This window comes from Bradyrhizobium tropiciagri, from assembly GCF_018130505.1.
Classification (GTDB): Bacteria; Pseudomonadota; Alphaproteobacteria; order Rhizobiales; family Xanthobacteraceae; genus Bradyrhizobium; species Bradyrhizobium tropiciagri_B.
Window position 1 is genome coordinate 27,563 of the sequence record NZ_JAFCKH010000001.1, and the last position, 14,634, is coordinate 42,196.

Sequence of the window (14,634 nt, forward strand, 5' to 3'; positions counted from 1 at the left end):
TTCCTCCGACATTTCGATCGGAGGGAGCTTGCCTGTGCGGGCCCGTGTAAATCAAGCCTGTAGCCCGGATGCAGCGAAGCGAAATCCGGGGACCCGCTATCGCCGATGGCGCGATTCCCGGATTGCTCTTCGCTCCATCCGGGCTACGGGAGCCTCACGTCCCCGGACGCGAAACCTCGGTCTCCTTGCTGGTGATGAACTCCAGCAACACCGGCACGCCTTCCTTGGTCTTCTGGATGCCGCGCTTGATGGCGGGGATGATGTCTTCCGGCTTGGTCACCCGCTCGCCATAGCCGCCGAAGGCGCGGGCCATCGCGGCGTAGTCGCCGGAGATATCGGTCGATCGGTACTTTTCCGTCGAGATCGGCATCACCTTGAGCTCGATCGCCATCGAGAAATTGTTGAGCAGGATCGACATGATCGGAATGCGCTCGCGCACCGCGGTCTCGAAGTCCATCCCGGTGAAGCCGATGGCGGCATCGCCCCAGACGTTGATGCAGAGCTTGTCCGGCTTTGCCAGCTTGGCGCCCATCGCGAGCCCGAGGCCGTAGCCGAGCTGCGTGGTCTTGCCCCAGCCGATATAGGACAGCGGCTCGACCGACTTCCAGAACGGCGAGAGCTGGTCGCGCGGGCTGCCGGCGTCATGGGTGATGATGGTGTTGTGGATGTCGACGGTGTGCTGCAGGTCCCACAGCACGCGGTAGGGATTGAGCGGCGCGTCGTTGTGCGTCAGCTTCGGCATCCATTTTGCGAGCCACTCCTTGTGGCTTGCAGCGATTTCCTCGGCTACCGCGCCGGCATTACGGTCCGAGGTCACGGTCTTGCCGATCTCCTCCAGCAGCGCATCGAGCACCAGGCCGGCGTCGCCGACCAGCCCGACCTTGGCCTCGACATCCTTGTTGATGTGGTTCGGATCGAGCGTCGAATGGATGATGGTCTTGCCCTTCGGCATCGCGACGCCGAACGAGGTCTCTGTGAACGAGCAGCCGAGGCCGAAGATCACGTCGGCGTCGGCAAGGAATTTCGGCACCGCGCGCGGCATGGCGACGCCGCCGGAGCCGAGCGACAGCGGATGCGTCTCGGGGAAAGACGACTTGCCGCCGAGGCTCGTGCAGACGGGGATCGCGAGCCGCTCGGCGAGCCGTTTCAGCTGCGGCCAGGCTTTTGCATAATGCACGCCCTGGCCGGCATAGATGACGGGACGCTTGGCGTTGACGAGGAGGGCAGCGGCCTCCTTCACATGCACGGGATCGGCGCCGTAGCGGGTGCGCAGCACCGGCGTGTAGTTGAGCGGCTCCGGCACCTCCTCATTCCACATGTCGGCGGGAATTTCGACGATCACGGGCCCGCCGCGGCCGTTCTTCAGTTTTGTGAATGCCCGGCGGAAGATGTTGCCGACTTCGGCCGCGATGTTGATCGGCTCGGACGACTTCGAGAACGCCTTCATCGCCTGGCTGGAATTGAAGTTCGGATCGATGTTGGCGAGCCGGCGCGCATAGCCCATCGGCAGCACCAGCACGGGGACGGATTCGCCGTAGCACTGCGCGACGCCGCCCATCGCGTTCTCGGCACCCGGGCCGTGCTGCATGCAGAATGCGCCAATCTTCTCGCCCGAGGTGACGCGGGAAATCGCGTCCGCCATGTGCACCCCGATGCGCTCCTGGCGCACCATGACCGGGCGGATGTCGGCTGCGGCGGCATATTCGATCAGGTGGTTGACCGGATAGCCCGTGAGGATCTCGATGCCCTCGCGCTTCATGATTTCCGCGATCGCGGTGCCGAGCTTCATGGTCACTCCCTTCGAATGTGGCCGGTTTATTTCCGGCCTCGTTGTCGTCCTGTCCGATAAAGGAACAGGATTTTGCGCAGCCGGTAAAGCCGAGCCGCGGGCCGGATCGGGTAGTCCTGATATGCGTTTACGGGGAATGTGGCCCGGTGCCCTTGGATGATACAGGCAGAACTAGCAGTGAAATTCTCTACAACCCTTAAGCGATCGTTCATCCTGTCCATCAAGGCACCGTCAACCAATGTGACCTAGTTTTGCTGGCATATTTCTACGGCGCGGGAGAATATCCGCGGGCGTCGACAGGAGCTTTCTATGCGATCCTTGCTGGCAAGATTTTTCTCCGATGAGGCCGGGGCGACCGCCATCGAATACGCCATTATCGGAGCCGGAATTAGCATCGTGATCGTCGCTGCCGCCAACGGCATCGGCACCAGCCTGAGCACGCGTTTCGCAGCGGTCAGCACGTCGCTGAAGTAAGTCTCAGGTTTCCTCGCCATCCCCGTTCAGCGCGCGGAGCATCGCGATCCGCGCGAACATCAGCCAGCCACCGCCGCGTTCCGCAGCATTGATCAGATGCTCGACGGCGATCTGCCAGCGCGTCTCCTGCTGGGTATCCTCGGGCAATCTCATGACGTAGTCGGCGGCCTGCTGCAGCGTCACCAGGCTGCCGCGGCGCAGCGCAATCGGATCGTCGAAGGGCGTCGACCAGGGCATTAGCGCTAGTGCCGCCTTCGGGTCCGGATCATGCTCATGCGCGGCCGATCGCAATCATCCGACAGCCGCGATCCGCCCGGTCAGCCCGCCTTCTTGCGTGCGGCCGCGCTCTGCGCGCGCACGGGCTTCTCGGCCTTCTTCGGCTCGGGCTTGACGGCCTCCTTGGGCTCGCGCTTGCCGCTACCCGAGATCGGCAGCAGCATCTCGCGCTGGCCCTCGACGCGCTTCTTCGGCTTCTTGCCCTTCGCCGCCTTTGCCTCGGCCTTGGCGGGAGCGGCCTCCTTCTCGCTGGCGAGGCTCTTCTTCAGCGCGTCCATCAGGTTGATGACGTTGCCGCTCGCCTTCGCGGCGGGCTTCGCCACCTTGATGCCGTTGCGCTTCTGGTTGATCAGGTCGATCAGCGCCTGTTCGTAGCGGTCCTCGAAATCCTCGGGCTCGAACTCGGCCGACTTCTGCTCGACGATGTGCTTGGCGAGATCCAGCATGTCCTTGGTGATCTTCACGTCCTGGATGTCGTCGAAATATTCCTTCTCGCTGCGCACCTCATAGGGATAGCGCAGCAGCGTGCCCATCAGCCCGTTGTCGAGCGGCTCGAGCGCGATGATGTGCTCGCGGTTGGTCAGCACCACGCGGCCGATCGCGACCTTGTTCATGCTGCGGATGGTCTCGCGGATCACCGCGAAGGCGTCATGGCCGACCTTGCCGTCGGGCACGAGATAATAGGGGCGGATCAGATAGCGGCTGTCGATTTCCGACCGCGGCACGAACTCGTCGATCTCGATGGTGCGGGTGGATTCCAGCGCGATGTCGTCGAGCTCTTCCTTGGTGACCTCGATATAGGTGTCGGTGTCGACCTTGTAGCCCTTCATGATGTCGTCGGATGACACTTCCTCGCCGGTCTCGGCGTCGACCTTGGCGTATTTGATGCGATGGCCGGTCTTGCGGTTGATCTGGTTGAACGAGACCTTCTCGGTATCCGAGGTCGCCGGGTACAGGGCGACGGGGCAGGTCACGAGCGAAAGGCGCAAAAAGCCTTTCCAGTTGGCGCGGGGGGCCATGGGGAACTCCGATTACGCAACCGACGGAATGGTCAAGGATAACACCGGGAACCCCGGTTTGAAACAATGCGGCCCGCTGAATCTCGCAACGGCGTTAACCGTAGCTTCGCCATGCGCCGGTTTGACGCGCCGCAGGATTGTCCACAAGGGCGCAGCGCCATGCCGGAACATCGCTCTTGATCATGCGTTGGCTGTTCGAAGGGGACGGGCAATTGCCCGGAATTACAGGCACTTAAGCAGAGAGGTCCCCATGGCAACGGAACGACACGGCCAGATCACCGAAACGCCGACCGAAGCCCGCCAGGCCGAGCCGGGCCCCTCGGTCCTCGCACTTCTCACGGCCTCGACGAGCCTCGCCGTCCTGATCCTCGGCATCGTCTGGTTCGCATTTTTCCGCGTCTGACGCGGATTGATTGGATAGGGCGTTCGGGGCGGCTGCTAGCTACCCGGACGGATGGTTTCCGCGAGACCAAGCCGTTTCGCCTCGTAGCCGGAGGTCCGGATCGACTGCCACCACGGCACATTGGCAAGGTACCAGCGGACAGTCTTCTCCAACCCGCTGTCGAAATTCTCCATCGCGGTCCAGCCGAGTTCGCGTTCGAGCTTGGAGGCGTCGATCGCATAGCGCCGGTCATGGCCGGGGCGGTCGGCCACAAACGAGATCAGCCGCCGCCGTGCGCCGTGATCGGACGGCTGCAGCCGGTCGAGCAACGCGCACAGGGTCTCGACCACGTCGAGATTGGTCCGCTCGTTGCGGCCGCCGACATTGTAGGTCTGGCCGATCCGCCCACGGGTCAGGATCATGTGCAGCGCGCGCGCGTGATCCTCGACATAGAGCCAGTCACGAATGTTCTGGCCGTCGCCATAGACCGGAAGCGGCTCCTCGGCGAGCGCCTTGATGATCATGTGCGGGATCAGCTTCTCGGGAAACTGATAGGGGCCGTAATTGTTGGAGCAGTTCGAGATCAGGCAGGGCAGCTCGTAGGTTTCGCACCAGGCGCGGACCAGATGATCGGACGCGGCCTTGCTGGCGGAATAGGGTGAGTTCGGCGCATACGGGCTTTGCTCCGTGAACGCGCCGTGCGGGCCGAGCGAGCCGAACACCTCGTCGGTCGAGACGTGAAGCAGGCGGAACGTGCTGCGTTCCGCCGGCGGCAGCGCGCGCCAGTGGCGCAGCGCCTCCTGCAGCAGCACGAAGGTGCCGTTGATGTTGGTGCTGATGAAATCCTGGGGGCCGTCGATCGAGCGGTCGACATGGCTTTCGGCGGCCAGATGGATCACGCCCTGCGGCTGGTATTGCACGAACAGCGCGCGCAACGCCTCGCCGTCGCAGATATCGGTCTTGCTCAGCCGGTAGCGTGCGGACTGTGCCGCGGCCTGCGGAATCGAGTGAAGGTTCGACGCGTAGGTCAGCTTGTCGATGTTGACGACCGAGACGTCGGTCGTGTCGAGCAAATGCCTGATCACGGCCGAGCCGATGAAGCCGGCTCCCCCCGTCACGAAGATCGTTGCCCGGCCCTCGCTCAAGCTCATCGCTGCGACTTCGCGAAACTGTGATAGACCGAGAGCAGGTACTCGCCGTAGCTGCTCTTGGCTGTGCGCTGCGCCAGCGCGTGGAACTGATCGAGGCCGATATATCCCATCCGCAGCGCGATCTCCTCGATACAGGCGATCCGCAGGCCCTGCCGCTGCTCCAGGATCTGGACGAAATGGCTGGCCTCGACCAGCGACGAATGCGTGCCGGTGTCGAGCCAGGCGAAGCCGCGATGGAGCATCTCGACCGAGAGCTCGCCGCGTTCGAGGTAAATGCGGTTGATGTCGGTGATCTCGAGCTCGCCGCGCGGCGACGGCTTGATCGAGGCTGCGATGTCGAGGATCGTATTGTCGTAGAAATAGAGCCCGGTCACCGCGACGTCGGATTTCGGTTGCGCCGGCTTCTCCTCGATCGAGACCGGCCGGCCCTGCGCATCGAGCTCGACCACGCCGTAGCTCTGCGGCGAGGAGACCGTGTAGCCGAAGATCGTCGCGCCCCTGGCGCGATCGCCGGCCTTCTTCAGCTTGTCGCCCAGCCCGTGACCGTAAAAGATATTGTCGCCGAGGATCAGCGAGACGCTGTCATTACCGACGAAATCGCGCCCCACGATGAAGGCATCGGCGAGGCCGCGCGGCTGCTCCTGGACGGCATAGGAGAAGTTGAGGCCGAACTCGCCGCCTTCGCCGAGCAGCCGGCGGAACAGATGCTGATCATCCGGCGTGGTGATGATCAGGATATCCTTGATGCCTGCGAGCATCAGCGTCGACAGGGGATAATAGATCATCGGCTTGTCGAAGACCGGCAGCAGCTGCTTGGAGACCACCGTGGTCACGGGATACAGCCGTGACCCCGTTCCGCCCGCCAGAATTATCCCCTTCATTGCACCTCTCGCCCGCGAAAATTGGGGGTTGCTCCGGCTAGCTGTAGCACAGATTTGCGCCGTGGAATGGGGGCGCAGCCGGATTTACGCCGTCCGTGCATGGACTTGCGGGAGGCGCTCGGCCGATCCGGCGCGGGTCGGGTCAGGTCTCCACGGCGTCCCGCGGCGATCCTCGCCCGGCCTCCGCGAGACATTCTCTTCGATGCAAAGCATCCTGGCGTGTGGACGCGAGGACATCATCCGCGAGATGGTCGAGGTGTCCTGCCGCGCAATCCTGCGCTGCGCCTTCGGCGCGATAATCAGTCCCCCCTGAAATTTGGTGATCTCGTCGTGAGCATCGTTCGCGACGACCGAGCGGAGATCGATTCACAAATGCGGGAGGCGATCGACGACGGAGCGGTTCGGCGCAATTGCGTCACGACACCATCGAATTTGATTGATATCGAATCCGAATCCATTCAGTCGAGCGTGGAAATGCAATCTCACCCGGAAAAGATGTCGCTGCTGCTGCGCTTCAAGGAGCGCAGCGTTTCCGGCGTGTTCGTCGCGCTGACCGTGCTGGCGATGGTAGGATGGGTTTATCTGTTGAGCTCGATGTTCGTGCGATTCGTTCTCTGGTATTTCTCGTAAAACGCGCATGGTTCGTACTGATCACATTTGCAGCGTTTGGTTGCACAAAAAATTCAAGCGATGACCATTCTTTCGGCGCGCTGAATCATGATGTGGTCACAAGTTCGAATTCTAACTCCGTTAGATGCGATTGCCGAACCTGGACGACTGCAATGGCTACTGCCCTCCTGATTCTTGCGGCGATGTTTGCCGCCGGATACTTCGCTGGATATGCAACGCGAGCCTGGCGCTCGCAAAGACGCCGCTCACAACACCTCTCGCATTGGCCGTATCATTCGGACGGGTCGAAGCCGGAACCACGGAGCGCGTTCGGTCATCCGCGCCGCGCGTTCTAGACGGGCTCGCAACTTCGTTGCATGCTCGGAGTTCAGGCCGCCCCGTGGATCGCGCGAGAGTTGTCACAGCATGACTGATCCGACCAATAACTCACCCCGGCGCTATGTCGTGGACGGTAACGGACGGCGGGTTCTGTTCGGCCTGACGGCGGAGGAGACCTCCGAATTCGAGCGGCTCGAAGCCAGCCTGGCGCTTTACGGCGAGGGCGCTGGCGCCGATCTGCCGGTGTCCGGCCCCGAACGGCGCTGGGTCGAACTGTATGGCAAGCATGATATCGCATGGCTGCGATGGATGGCGGATCGGCGGGCCGGCCGGGAGCGGAATTTACCGGTCTTTAACTAAGACCGGGCGATTTTGGGATACCTGCTGACCGACGAAGGCCGGGATCGGATTCGCCCAAAATGTTTCAGCTGTTCTTGCAAAACCGCGCGCAAAACCTCGTCAAGCCCAGGCTTGGCGGCGAGGGGTTCAAGGCGCGCTCCCCGGAACGGGACGCCGAAACCGACCGCCAGCGGATCGCCTCGATCGTGGCCGCGATCGATGCGGCTCTCGAGGCCGCCGAAAGCGAGCAGGCGGGCCTCAGCCGCCGGGTGGACGACGTGCTGGCCCGCGCAGCGGTGACGCTGGGCAACGGCACCGACGAATATCTCGAGCGCGAGGCGCTCGATAATTATCACCAGGACCTCTTCGACAAGGAGATCCTGAACGGCCAGCGCCGGCTCAAGGAGCTGGCGAGCGAAATCGCCCATTTCAAGTTCATGAAGGCCGCGGTTCTGAGCCGGTTTCCCGATTTCAAGCCTTGAACCGGCGCCAGCGCCCGATTACCACACTCGTCCTTGCGCCCCGTGTCGATGCGCCGGGCCGCCCCGCGCGGCCTGACGCGTTTGCGGCGGCCGACATTTGTGGGCTAGCTTTGCGAGCCTGAGCGAGGGGCGAGCAGAGACATGGCGATACAGGGCAACCTGCTGGTCACCGGATGTGCCGGCTTCATCGGCTATCATATGGCCGAACACCTGCTGCGGGCAGGGCAGCCGGTGGTCGGCATCGACAACCTCAACGACTACTACGACCCGGCGCTCAAGCGCGCGCGGCTCGACCGCCTGACGCAGAATCCTGCCTTCAGCTTCCAGAAGCTCGACCTCGCCGACCGGGCCGGGATGGAGCAACTGTTCGATCGCCACCGCTTCGAAATCGTGATCCACCTCGCCGCGCAGGCCGGCGTGCGCTACTCGCTGCACAATCCGCGCGCTTACGCCGATTCCAATCTGGAAGGCTTTCTCAACGTGCTCGAGGGCTGCCGGCACACTTCGTGCAAGCACCTGCTGTTCGCGTCCTCGTCGTCGGTCTACGGCGCCAACACCAAGATGCCGTTCTCGGTGCACGACAATGTCGATCACCCGGTCAGCCTGTATGCGGCGACCAAGAAGGCCAACGAACTGTTGGCGCATTCGTACAGCCATCTCTATCGGCTGCCGGCCACCGGATTTCGGCTCTTCACCGTGTACGGGCCGTGGTACCGGCCGGACATGGCGCTCTATCTGTTCGCCGATGCCATCAGCAAGGGTCAGCCGATCAGCCTGTTCAACAACGGCAACATGCGGCGCGACTTCACCTATGTCGACGACGTGGTCGAGGCGATCGCGCGGCTGATCGGCCATGTGCCACAGGGCGATCCCGCCTGGTCGGGCGACCATCCGGATCCCGGGTCGAGCAAGGCGCCGTGGCGCATCTACAATGTCGGCAACAACAAGCCGGAAGAGCTGATGCACGTCGTGGAGTTGCTCGAGCAGGGACTAGGGCGGCAGGCCGAGAAGACCATGCTGCCGATGCAGCCCGGCGATGTGCCGGAAACATTCGCCGACGTCACCGACCTCGCGCGTGACATCGGCTTTCGGCCGCAGACCCGGATCGAGGACGGCATCGCGAAGTTCGTCGCGTGGTACCGCGATTATCACCAGGTCTGAGTCGGCTCTAGCGCTGCTTCTTGATGCCGACCTCGCGTTGAAGCTGTGGCGTCATGCCCATTGTGCCTTCGCGGGTCCGGCTGGTGCCTGTCGACGTTCCCGCCGTGTACGGCGTTGCGCGCCCCGATGACGTTGGCACACCGCCGGCCGTCGTGCCGCTGCGCGTGACGCCGGATGTCCCCTGGGCTTGCGCGCCCACCGGGGCAAGCAGCAGCAGGGCAATCGTCGATGCTGCAATTCGTTGTTTGATCATGCGCATATCCACCTGAGCGATCCGAGTGAGAGCCGTCATTTCGAATTTGCCAAGCTGATGTGTCAATCTCATGTGTCCTTGGCGCGACGTCCGTGGGGTATAGTGATGTCCGACACTCGGAGTGGGAGAGCCGTGATGATGGCAAAATTCAGGTTGAGCTGTGCGATGGCCGCTCTGCTTTGGTGCTCCGCGGGCACGCCGGCGCATGCCGTGACAGCCGAGGTCGCGCGCGCATGCAATGCGCTGGTTGCGAAAGCCTTTCCGCCGCGCCAGGTCGGCAATCCGGCCGCCGGGAGCGCGAAGGGAAATGCCAAGGCGCAGCGCGAGTACTTCACCCAATGCGTCGCCAACGGCGGCAAGATGGATGGCGATCCGCCTCCGGGCGAGGAAAAGAAGTAGCTCGCGCCGCGCGATGCGACATCGAGACATCATGTTCGGCCGGGAACCGGCCGGCCTTCGCGGCGTTCTCGTCACGGAGAAATATGATGAGAATGTTCGCCGTGATCGCGATCGGGGTGCTCAGCGCATCACCCGCCTTTGCGCAAGGGGTCAATGATCCCTCGACTCCGAACCGCCCCGCCACGACTTCAAATCCGTCGCAGCCGGCGCGCCCCAATGCGACGCGGAATGTGCCGCAGCGCTTCGATCCCTCGCCGTCGCGGTATTTTCGCGCAACGCCGTATCACGGGAATAGAACACGCGGGAGCGGCAGCCCGGCGCGGCGCTAGCGACACATTCGGAAACGTGTGAGGTGGATGCTGTTCGCGGGACGCGCGAAGCGCTTCGCACATCCATTCTTAATAGCATGTGTCCATACATGCGACGCCGTCTTGCGCGCTAGATGGCCAGCATGCTGGCGCCCTGGATCGTCAGCAGCGTCAGATTGCCCGTCGCGTAGGCACCAGTGTCGATATTGATACGGTTCGGCCGGATATCCGCTGCCTTGACCGGGGTATGGCCATGCACGACATATTTGCCGAACCGTTCGTTCGACTCCAGAAATTCATCGCGGATCCAAAGCAGATCCTGCTCGCGCTGCTGGTCGAGCGGAATGCCGGGGCGCACCCCGGCATGGACAAAGAAGAAGTCGCCGCACGTGAATGACGACGGCAGGTTCTCCATGAAGGTCAGGTGCTCCTCCGGCACGGCGTCTCTCAGCTTCTCGATCAACTCGATCTGCTCCTCCGGCGTCGGGGTCAGAGTCGGCGTCACGCCGTAGGATGCAAGCGTCAGCAGGCCGCCGTACTGGCGCCAGTCCTTCAGCTTTGCGGGATCCTTCAGGACGTCGAGCATGAAGACCTCGTGGTTGCCCTTGAGGCAAACCGTTTCGTGGGTCCACATCCGGTGAATCAGCAAATCCAGTACGCCGCGCGAATCCGGGCCGCGGTCGACATAATCCCCCAGGAAGACGTGGATCGCACGCCGCGGCCGCGAGCGGCGCAGATCCGCGTCGATCACGGTCAGGAGCGACTGAAGGAGATCGGCGCGGCCGTGGACATCTCCAATCGCGTAGATGCGGACACCGTCGGGAAGGCGGGGCTTGACGTGATGAGAGCGCTTGGAGAGCCCCATTCAGATTCGACCAATGGCCGCTTGGCCGGTGAGGGAACTCAAGACGTATGCCTCAATTGCGCCGACGAGCGCAAGGTGCATTGGAACTCGTGGTTGTGAATCCTTCAACGAAACGTTCTGCTGATCGCGCAAGCAGCTTGCCGCCGAATTCACCTGTCACTGATCGCAATCACGACAGCTGGAAGACAATTTCGGCAGCATTGCGATGATGTCGATCACGCGCGCATGATGATGTCGGTTGTCTTGCAAGCATAGTGCAACGATGCGCGCAGATGAACCGCGCACATTCGACACCAACGCGCCATCGAATAGTCAGAATAGATTGCTCGCAAAGGTGTCGTCGTTGCGTCAGCGCAACACCGGCTGACTTAAAGCCGTGTTCCATGTCTTCAATCGGAGCGGATGTCTTGTCGCAGTCTCCGCAAGTCCGTACGAGTTGCGCGCTGGGTAAGAGTAGGGTTTGCTGCATGCGTCACTTTGCAAGCAAGGAATTTGTAAAGTCGGCGTTGTTGCTCGCCGCACTCGCGCTGGGTGGTTGTTCCACCAATCCGGGTTCCGGTCCGCTCACGGACGATGTGCTGAGCAAGCAGACCGGGAACGGCCCGGCGTATGAGTTGATCCCGATCAACGCAGCGACCGTGAACATTCTGCACACGCATGAGCCCAAGGGACTCGCGGGCGTGTTCACCGACGCGCGGCCGCCGGCTAACATCGTGTTCGGCATCGGCGACGTGGTCAGCGTCACCATCTTCGAAGCGGCCGCGGGCGGTCTGTTCATTCCGGCGGAAGCCGGCGTTCGTCCCGGCAACTTCGTCACCATTCCTGACCAGACCGTCGACAATGACGGCAATATCTCGGTGCCGTATGCCGGCCAGATCAAGGCTGCGGGACGTACCGCCGTCCAGATCCAGCGCGCGATCACCGACAAGATCAAGAACCGTGCCATCGAGCCGCAGGCCGTGGTCGCGATGTCGTCACAGCGCACGCAGCTGATCAGCGTGCTCGGCGAAGTCAATTCGCCGACGCGTTATCCGGCGAGCTTCGCCGGCGCCAAGGACAGGGTGCTTGACGCGATCACGCGGGGTGGTGGCATCAAGGGCCAGGGCTTCGAGAGCTGGGTCATGCTCGAGCGCGGCGGCAAGCGCGCAACCGTGCCGTTCGAAAATCTCGTGATGTCGCCCGAGAACAATATCTATGTGCGGCCCGACGACAGCATCTATGTCTACCGCGAGCAGCAGAAGTTCATGGCGTTCGGTGCCAGCGGTGCGAGCGGTGAGTACAATTTCGACGCTTGGCGCATCAACCTGAGCGAAGCGGTCGGCAAGGCCGGTGGTCTGCTCGACCAGCAGGCCGATCCTGCCGCTATCTTCCTCTATCGCCGCGAGCCGCGTGATGTCGCCACCCAGCTCGGCATCGACGTCAGCAAGTACACCACCGAGACCATTCCGGTGATCTTCGCGGTGAACCTGCGCGATCCGGGTGGCTTCTTCCTGGCCACCAAGGTCATGATGAAGAATCAGGACATCATCTATGTCTCGAATTCGCGCAACTACGAGATCCAGAAGTTCCTGACGTATCTGCGGGTGATCATGGCGACCGGCAGCGACGCGGTGAATCTCGCAAACGACGCGCTGATCTTCCGCAACAACGTCAAGCTGGCGCCGTAACATTGGGCAGAACCGCGAATGAAGGTGCCGTTGGGCGCAAGGGAGCATTAGGGATGTTGAGGACATTTGGGAGCGCAGGGCTGTTGGCCGTCGCTGTCTCACTGTCGGCAGCGGGGAACGCGAAGGCCGCCATGCCGGTGCCGGCGACGGCAGCGATGCCGGCCGGTGAGAATGAGGCAACGCCCGTGACCTTCTGGGCGCAGCCCTATCCCTACCGCTTCGTGCCACAGCGCCGCTGCCCCCGGGTGCGGGTCGAGACGCCCTATGGCTGGTACTGGGAGCGCGTTTGCGCGCCCGTCGTGAACGGGCCGGTGCTGCGCCGGGCGTACTGAGCGAGCTCGGTTAGGCGATCAGGGAGGAAGCATTTGCCCGCCGCCGTCCGATTGTTGAGGTGGAACGGCGATTCCGGCGCGGAACTCGGGCATTTTAAGCCCGCTTTCACCCTTTCGGCCCACATGTGCAAGCGGGCCGTGTCCTTCGCGCCGGCTTCAATTTCCTGAACCCGTAATGGGACGGGTATCGCTTTTTGTGACGGCGCGGTTAAACTAAGCCTTGTTGTTTATCAACTTTCAGGGCCGCCGCCGTGCTGCGCACTATTCTGATCATTTTGGCGATCTGGCTGCTGCTTAATGTGCTGTTTGTTGTCATCGTGATGCCGCCGCTCCGCCCGCGGAAGTCGGGTGGAAGTTCCCCGGACGGCAAATTGGCGCCGGTGCCAATCGACAAGGGCAGATACGCCTACGAAACCGAGGAGCATCCCTCGCTTCGCCACGTCATTATTTCGATCGCAATGGGGACGTTTTTCGTCCTGGTGCCGCCGCTGCTCGAGGCGCTTTCCGCGCTCAAGCGCTTGTTCGGCAAGGATTCCGGAAAGAGTTCCTCCCAGAACGGCGGCTGACTGTAGCTGCGCTGTGTCGCGTCAGAGTCAGCGCGCTTTGGCGCGTGGGCTCAGGTCGTGCTGCGCGGGGTTGCAATGCGTTCCCAGCGCGTGTCGTCCGCGCCAGTTCCGATATTCCGCTCATCGCGCTGCTTGCCGTGAAAGAGGAAGGCGGCAAACAGGCTGGTGAGGACGTAACCGAGCTGCATCGGAACTGCGAGCGCGACGATCGAGAGCAGGGTCTGCCCGGCGGCTTCGTCGGCCATCAGCGATATCGTTGTCAGTGCCAGCGAGCCGATAATCAGGATGGGAAAAAGAACGATAAAGCGGAAGCGAATTCCCAGAACCATGCCGACCAGCAGGCTGCCCAAAGCCAATATTGTCACCGCGGTACTCCACAAATTTGCCTCAGTTCGTAGTGGGCCCGAACTAAGATTCGTTTAAGTGGCTCGGCCAAACAGCAGGGGTTGGATTAACCTCTGGACAAGCTGCAGCGTTCCGCCCGCCGTCGCAAAATGGTCACGCGATGAAAAATCGGCGTACAGCGCCTGCGTGCGTTGTATCCGGTTGCATCCCAGCTGGGTTGCAATGCGCGCCGTGCGCCACCGGCTCCGGCATCATGAGTTCCCGCAGTATCGAGATCCGAGTGTGGGACAAGCCAGAGTTGAAGCCTGCCTCACGAGGCGGGCGGTGCGCTGGCGAAAGTTTGGCGATGCTCGTTCGGAAAATCGCCGTTGGCCAGACGGGAACCGTGCGCACAATTCGCGTGCCGCGGCGATCGTCGATGTTCCGACTCTGTCGAGCCGTGGCAGCGAATGTCGTCGTGCCGCAATTCCCGATTTGAGCCGCGCAATTGTGGTCATGGCAGTCATGCAGTTTCAGTCGCGAGATCGGGTACCGGTTGTAATCCTGCAGAATGCTACTGCGTGCCGTACTGCGCCATTTTCACGGGCATGCGGCAGCTGCAATATTGAGCAGTCGATTTGCTCCAGGAAGCAAGACACCGCTGCTGTGCACGCGCGCTCGCCGTATGGGGCGCAATCCTGCATGCGAAGCAGCGACTTCATCGTCGATTGCGAATGTCAACAGGCAAAATCTGCCGTCGCTGAGCGCTTGCATGGAAGTTTCATCGCCACATCGGTGAACGCAACTTGTGCACTGTTTTGCCAAATTATGACCGCTGCGTATTCGCGATGCGAAGCGTGCACAAATCGCCGCGAGAACTTCGAGCGTGCGCGTAACGTTGCGTTGCAGAAATTGATCTTGGCAATTTGGGTGCGGCGCCACAATGTCGCTGCGATCACCTAACATTCTCCCGCGCGAAAACTGCAAATCGTCGTCAATCAAAATGGTCTTTGAATTG

At 62.1% G+C, this 14,634-nt stretch carries 19 protein-coding genes; 10 read left to right on the top strand and 9 right to left on the bottom strand.

The features are described from left to right. Positions 1–154: 154 nt before the first annotated feature. On the bottom strand, positions 155–1,819 hold the full coding sequence (locus JQ633_RS00120) for a thiamine pyrophosphate-requiring protein (protein WP_349631514.1): 1,665 nt from the start codon (positions 1,817–1,819) through the stop codon (positions 155–157). Positions 1,820–2,098: 279 nt separating this feature from the next. On the opposite strand from JQ633_RS00120, the gene JQ633_RS00125 reads away from it, so the two are divergent. Further along, positions 2,099–2,263, top strand: a complete 165-nt coding sequence (locus tag JQ633_RS00125; protein ID WP_211981083.1) for a Flp family type IVb pilin — start codon at positions 2,099–2,101, stop codon at positions 2,261–2,263. A gap of 3 nt (positions 2,264–2,266) precedes the next feature. Here the strand turns inward: JQ633_RS00125 and JQ633_RS00130 are convergent, their stop codons facing one another. Beyond that, on the bottom strand, positions 2,267–2,500 hold the full coding sequence (locus JQ633_RS00130; RefSeq protein ID WP_211981084.1) for a hypothetical protein: 234 nt from the start codon (positions 2,498–2,500) through the stop codon (positions 2,267–2,269). A gap of 80 nt (positions 2,501–2,580) precedes the next feature. Further along, a complete protein-coding gene (locus tag JQ633_RS00135; protein WP_211981085.1) occupies positions 2,581–3,558 on the bottom strand; it encodes a Ku protein in 978 nt (325 codons plus the stop codon). A gap of 250 nt (positions 3,559–3,808) precedes the next feature. Between JQ633_RS00135 and JQ633_RS00140 the strand changes: the two genes are divergently transcribed. Continuing rightward, complete coding sequence (locus JQ633_RS00140; RefSeq protein ID WP_211981086.1) at positions 3,809–3,961, top strand: hypothetical protein; 153 nt, start codon at positions 3,809–3,811, stop codon at positions 3,959–3,961. Positions 3,962–3,996: 35 nt separating this feature from the next. Here JQ633_RS00140 and rfbB read toward each other — a convergent pair whose 3' ends face one another. Together rfbB and rfbA are read right to left on the bottom strand one after the other, a co-directional pair. Further along, positions 3,997–5,091 carry a dTDP-glucose 4,6-dehydratase gene (gene rfbB, locus JQ633_RS00145; protein WP_211981087.1) on the bottom strand — a complete coding sequence of 365 codons (1,095 nt, stop codon included), beginning with the start codon at positions 5,089–5,091 and terminating at the stop codon, positions 3,997–3,999. Next, on the bottom strand, positions 5,088–5,972 hold the full coding sequence (gene rfbA, locus JQ633_RS00150) for a glucose-1-phosphate thymidylyltransferase RfbA (RefSeq protein WP_211981090.1): 885 nt from the start codon (positions 5,970–5,972) through the stop codon (positions 5,088–5,090). Before rfbA ends, rfbB begins: the two co-directional genes overlap by 4 nt. Positions 5,973–6,302: 330 nt before the next feature. Between rfbA and JQ633_RS00155 the strand changes: the two genes are divergently transcribed. From JQ633_RS00155 to JQ633_RS00170, 4 genes are all read left to right on the top strand, one after another. Then, positions 6,303–6,602 (top strand): hypothetical protein, encoded by a 300-nt coding sequence (locus tag JQ633_RS00155; protein ID WP_211982837.1) that lies wholly within the window; start codon positions 6,303–6,305, stop codon positions 6,600–6,602. Between the two features lie 405 nt (positions 6,603–7,007). Beyond that, positions 7,008–7,280 carry a hypothetical protein gene (locus tag JQ633_RS00160; RefSeq protein WP_211981093.1) on the top strand — a complete coding sequence of 91 codons (273 nt, stop codon included), beginning with the start codon at positions 7,008–7,010 and terminating at the stop codon, positions 7,278–7,280. 59 nt (positions 7,281–7,339) lie between these two features. Next, positions 7,340–7,741: a hypothetical protein gene (locus JQ633_RS00165; RefSeq protein ID WP_211981095.1), complete on the top strand. Its 402-nt coding sequence runs from the start codon at positions 7,340–7,342 to the stop codon at positions 7,739–7,741. Positions 7,742–7,882: 141 nt separating this feature from the next. After that, the gene (locus JQ633_RS00170; protein WP_249158656.1) at positions 7,883–8,902 is read left to right on the top strand and encodes an NAD-dependent epimerase; all 1,020 of its coding nucleotides are present in this window, start codon (positions 7,883–7,885) and stop codon (positions 8,900–8,902) included. Positions 8,903–8,909: 7 nt separating this feature from the next. Here the strand turns inward: JQ633_RS00170 and JQ633_RS00175 are convergent, their stop codons facing one another. Further along, positions 8,910–9,221 carry a hypothetical protein gene (locus JQ633_RS00175; RefSeq protein WP_211981097.1) on the bottom strand — a complete coding sequence of 104 codons (312 nt, stop codon included), beginning with the start codon at positions 9,219–9,221 and terminating at the stop codon, positions 8,910–8,912. Positions 9,222–9,320: 99 nt separating this feature from the next. On the opposite strand from JQ633_RS00175, the gene JQ633_RS00180 reads away from it, so the two are divergent. Further along, the gene (locus tag JQ633_RS00180) at positions 9,321–9,554 is read left to right on the top strand and encodes a hypothetical protein (RefSeq protein WP_211981103.1); all 234 of its coding nucleotides are present in this window, start codon (positions 9,321–9,323) and stop codon (positions 9,552–9,554) included. Positions 9,555–9,992: 438 nt separating this feature from the next. Here JQ633_RS00180 and JQ633_RS00185 read toward each other — a convergent pair whose 3' ends face one another. Then, complete coding sequence (locus JQ633_RS00185) at positions 9,993–10,727, bottom strand: metallophosphoesterase family protein (protein ID WP_211981105.1); 735 nt, start codon at positions 10,725–10,727, stop codon at positions 9,993–9,995. A 467-nt stretch (positions 10,728–11,194) separates the two neighbouring features. On the opposite strand from JQ633_RS00185, the gene JQ633_RS00190 reads away from it, so the two are divergent. The 3 genes from JQ633_RS00190 (at position 11,195) to JQ633_RS00200 (ending at position 13,292) form a co-directional block, all read left to right on the top strand. Next, positions 11,195–12,394, top strand: coding sequence for a polysaccharide biosynthesis/export family protein (locus JQ633_RS00190; RefSeq protein WP_211981107.1), 1,200 nt, complete (start codon positions 11,195–11,197; stop codon positions 12,392–12,394). An 83-nt stretch (positions 12,395–12,477) separates the two neighbouring features. Next, positions 12,478–12,726, top strand: a complete 249-nt coding sequence (locus tag JQ633_RS00195) for a hypothetical protein (protein WP_249158658.1) — start codon at positions 12,478–12,480, stop codon at positions 12,724–12,726. A gap of 251 nt (positions 12,727–12,977) precedes the next feature. Further along, positions 12,978–13,292, top strand: coding sequence for a hypothetical protein (locus JQ633_RS00200; RefSeq protein ID WP_349631494.1), 315 nt, complete (start codon positions 12,978–12,980; stop codon positions 13,290–13,292). Between the two features lie 50 nt (positions 13,293–13,342). On the opposite strand, the gene JQ633_RS00205 is transcribed toward JQ633_RS00200, so the two are convergent. Continuing rightward, complete coding sequence (locus tag JQ633_RS00205) at positions 13,343–13,657, bottom strand: hypothetical protein (RefSeq protein ID WP_211981109.1); 315 nt, start codon at positions 13,655–13,657, stop codon at positions 13,343–13,345. A gap of 696 nt (positions 13,658–14,353) precedes the next feature. Beyond that, a complete protein-coding gene (locus JQ633_RS00210; RefSeq protein WP_211981111.1) occupies positions 14,354–14,575 on the bottom strand; it encodes a hypothetical protein in 222 nt (73 codons plus the stop codon). Positions 14,576–14,634 lie beyond the last annotated feature (59 nt).

Coding starts and splice junctions, on each gene's coding strand:
- rfbA (WP_211981090.1), bottom strand. CDS start 5,972: ATGAAGGGGATAATTCTGGCGGGCGGAACGGGGTCACGGCTGTATCCC.
- JQ633_RS00130 (WP_211981084.1), bottom strand. CDS start 2,500: ATGCCCTGGTCGACGCCCTTCGACGATCCGATTGCGCTGCGCCGCGGC.
- JQ633_RS00165 (WP_211981095.1), top strand. CDS start 7,340: ATGTTTCAGCTGTTCTTGCAAAACCGCGCGCAAAACCTCGTCAAGCCC.
- JQ633_RS00160 (WP_211981093.1), top strand. CDS start 7,008: ATGACTGATCCGACCAATAACTCACCCCGGCGCTATGTCGTGGACGGT.
- JQ633_RS00140 (WP_211981086.1), top strand. CDS start 3,809: ATGGCAACGGAACGACACGGCCAGATCACCGAAACGCCGACCGAAGCC.
- JQ633_RS00180 (WP_211981103.1), top strand. CDS start 9,321: ATGGCCGCTCTGCTTTGGTGCTCCGCGGGCACGCCGGCGCATGCCGTG.
- JQ633_RS00190 (WP_211981107.1), top strand. CDS start 11,195: ATGCGTCACTTTGCAAGCAAGGAATTTGTAAAGTCGGCGTTGTTGCTC.
- JQ633_RS00185 (WP_211981105.1), bottom strand. CDS start 10,727: ATGGGGCTCTCCAAGCGCTCTCATCACGTCAAGCCCCGCCTTCCCGAC.
- JQ633_RS00135 (WP_211981085.1), bottom strand. CDS start 3,558: ATGGCCCCCCGCGCCAACTGGAAAGGCTTTTTGCGCCTTTCGCTCGTG.
- rfbB (WP_211981087.1), bottom strand. CDS start 5,091: ATGAGCTTGAGCGAGGGCCGGGCAACGATCTTCGTGACGGGGGGAGCC.
- JQ633_RS00170 (WP_249158656.1), top strand. CDS start 7,883: ATGGCGATACAGGGCAACCTGCTGGTCACCGGATGTGCCGGCTTCATC.
- JQ633_RS00125 (WP_211981083.1), top strand. CDS start 2,099: ATGCGATCCTTGCTGGCAAGATTTTTCTCCGATGAGGCCGGGGCGACC.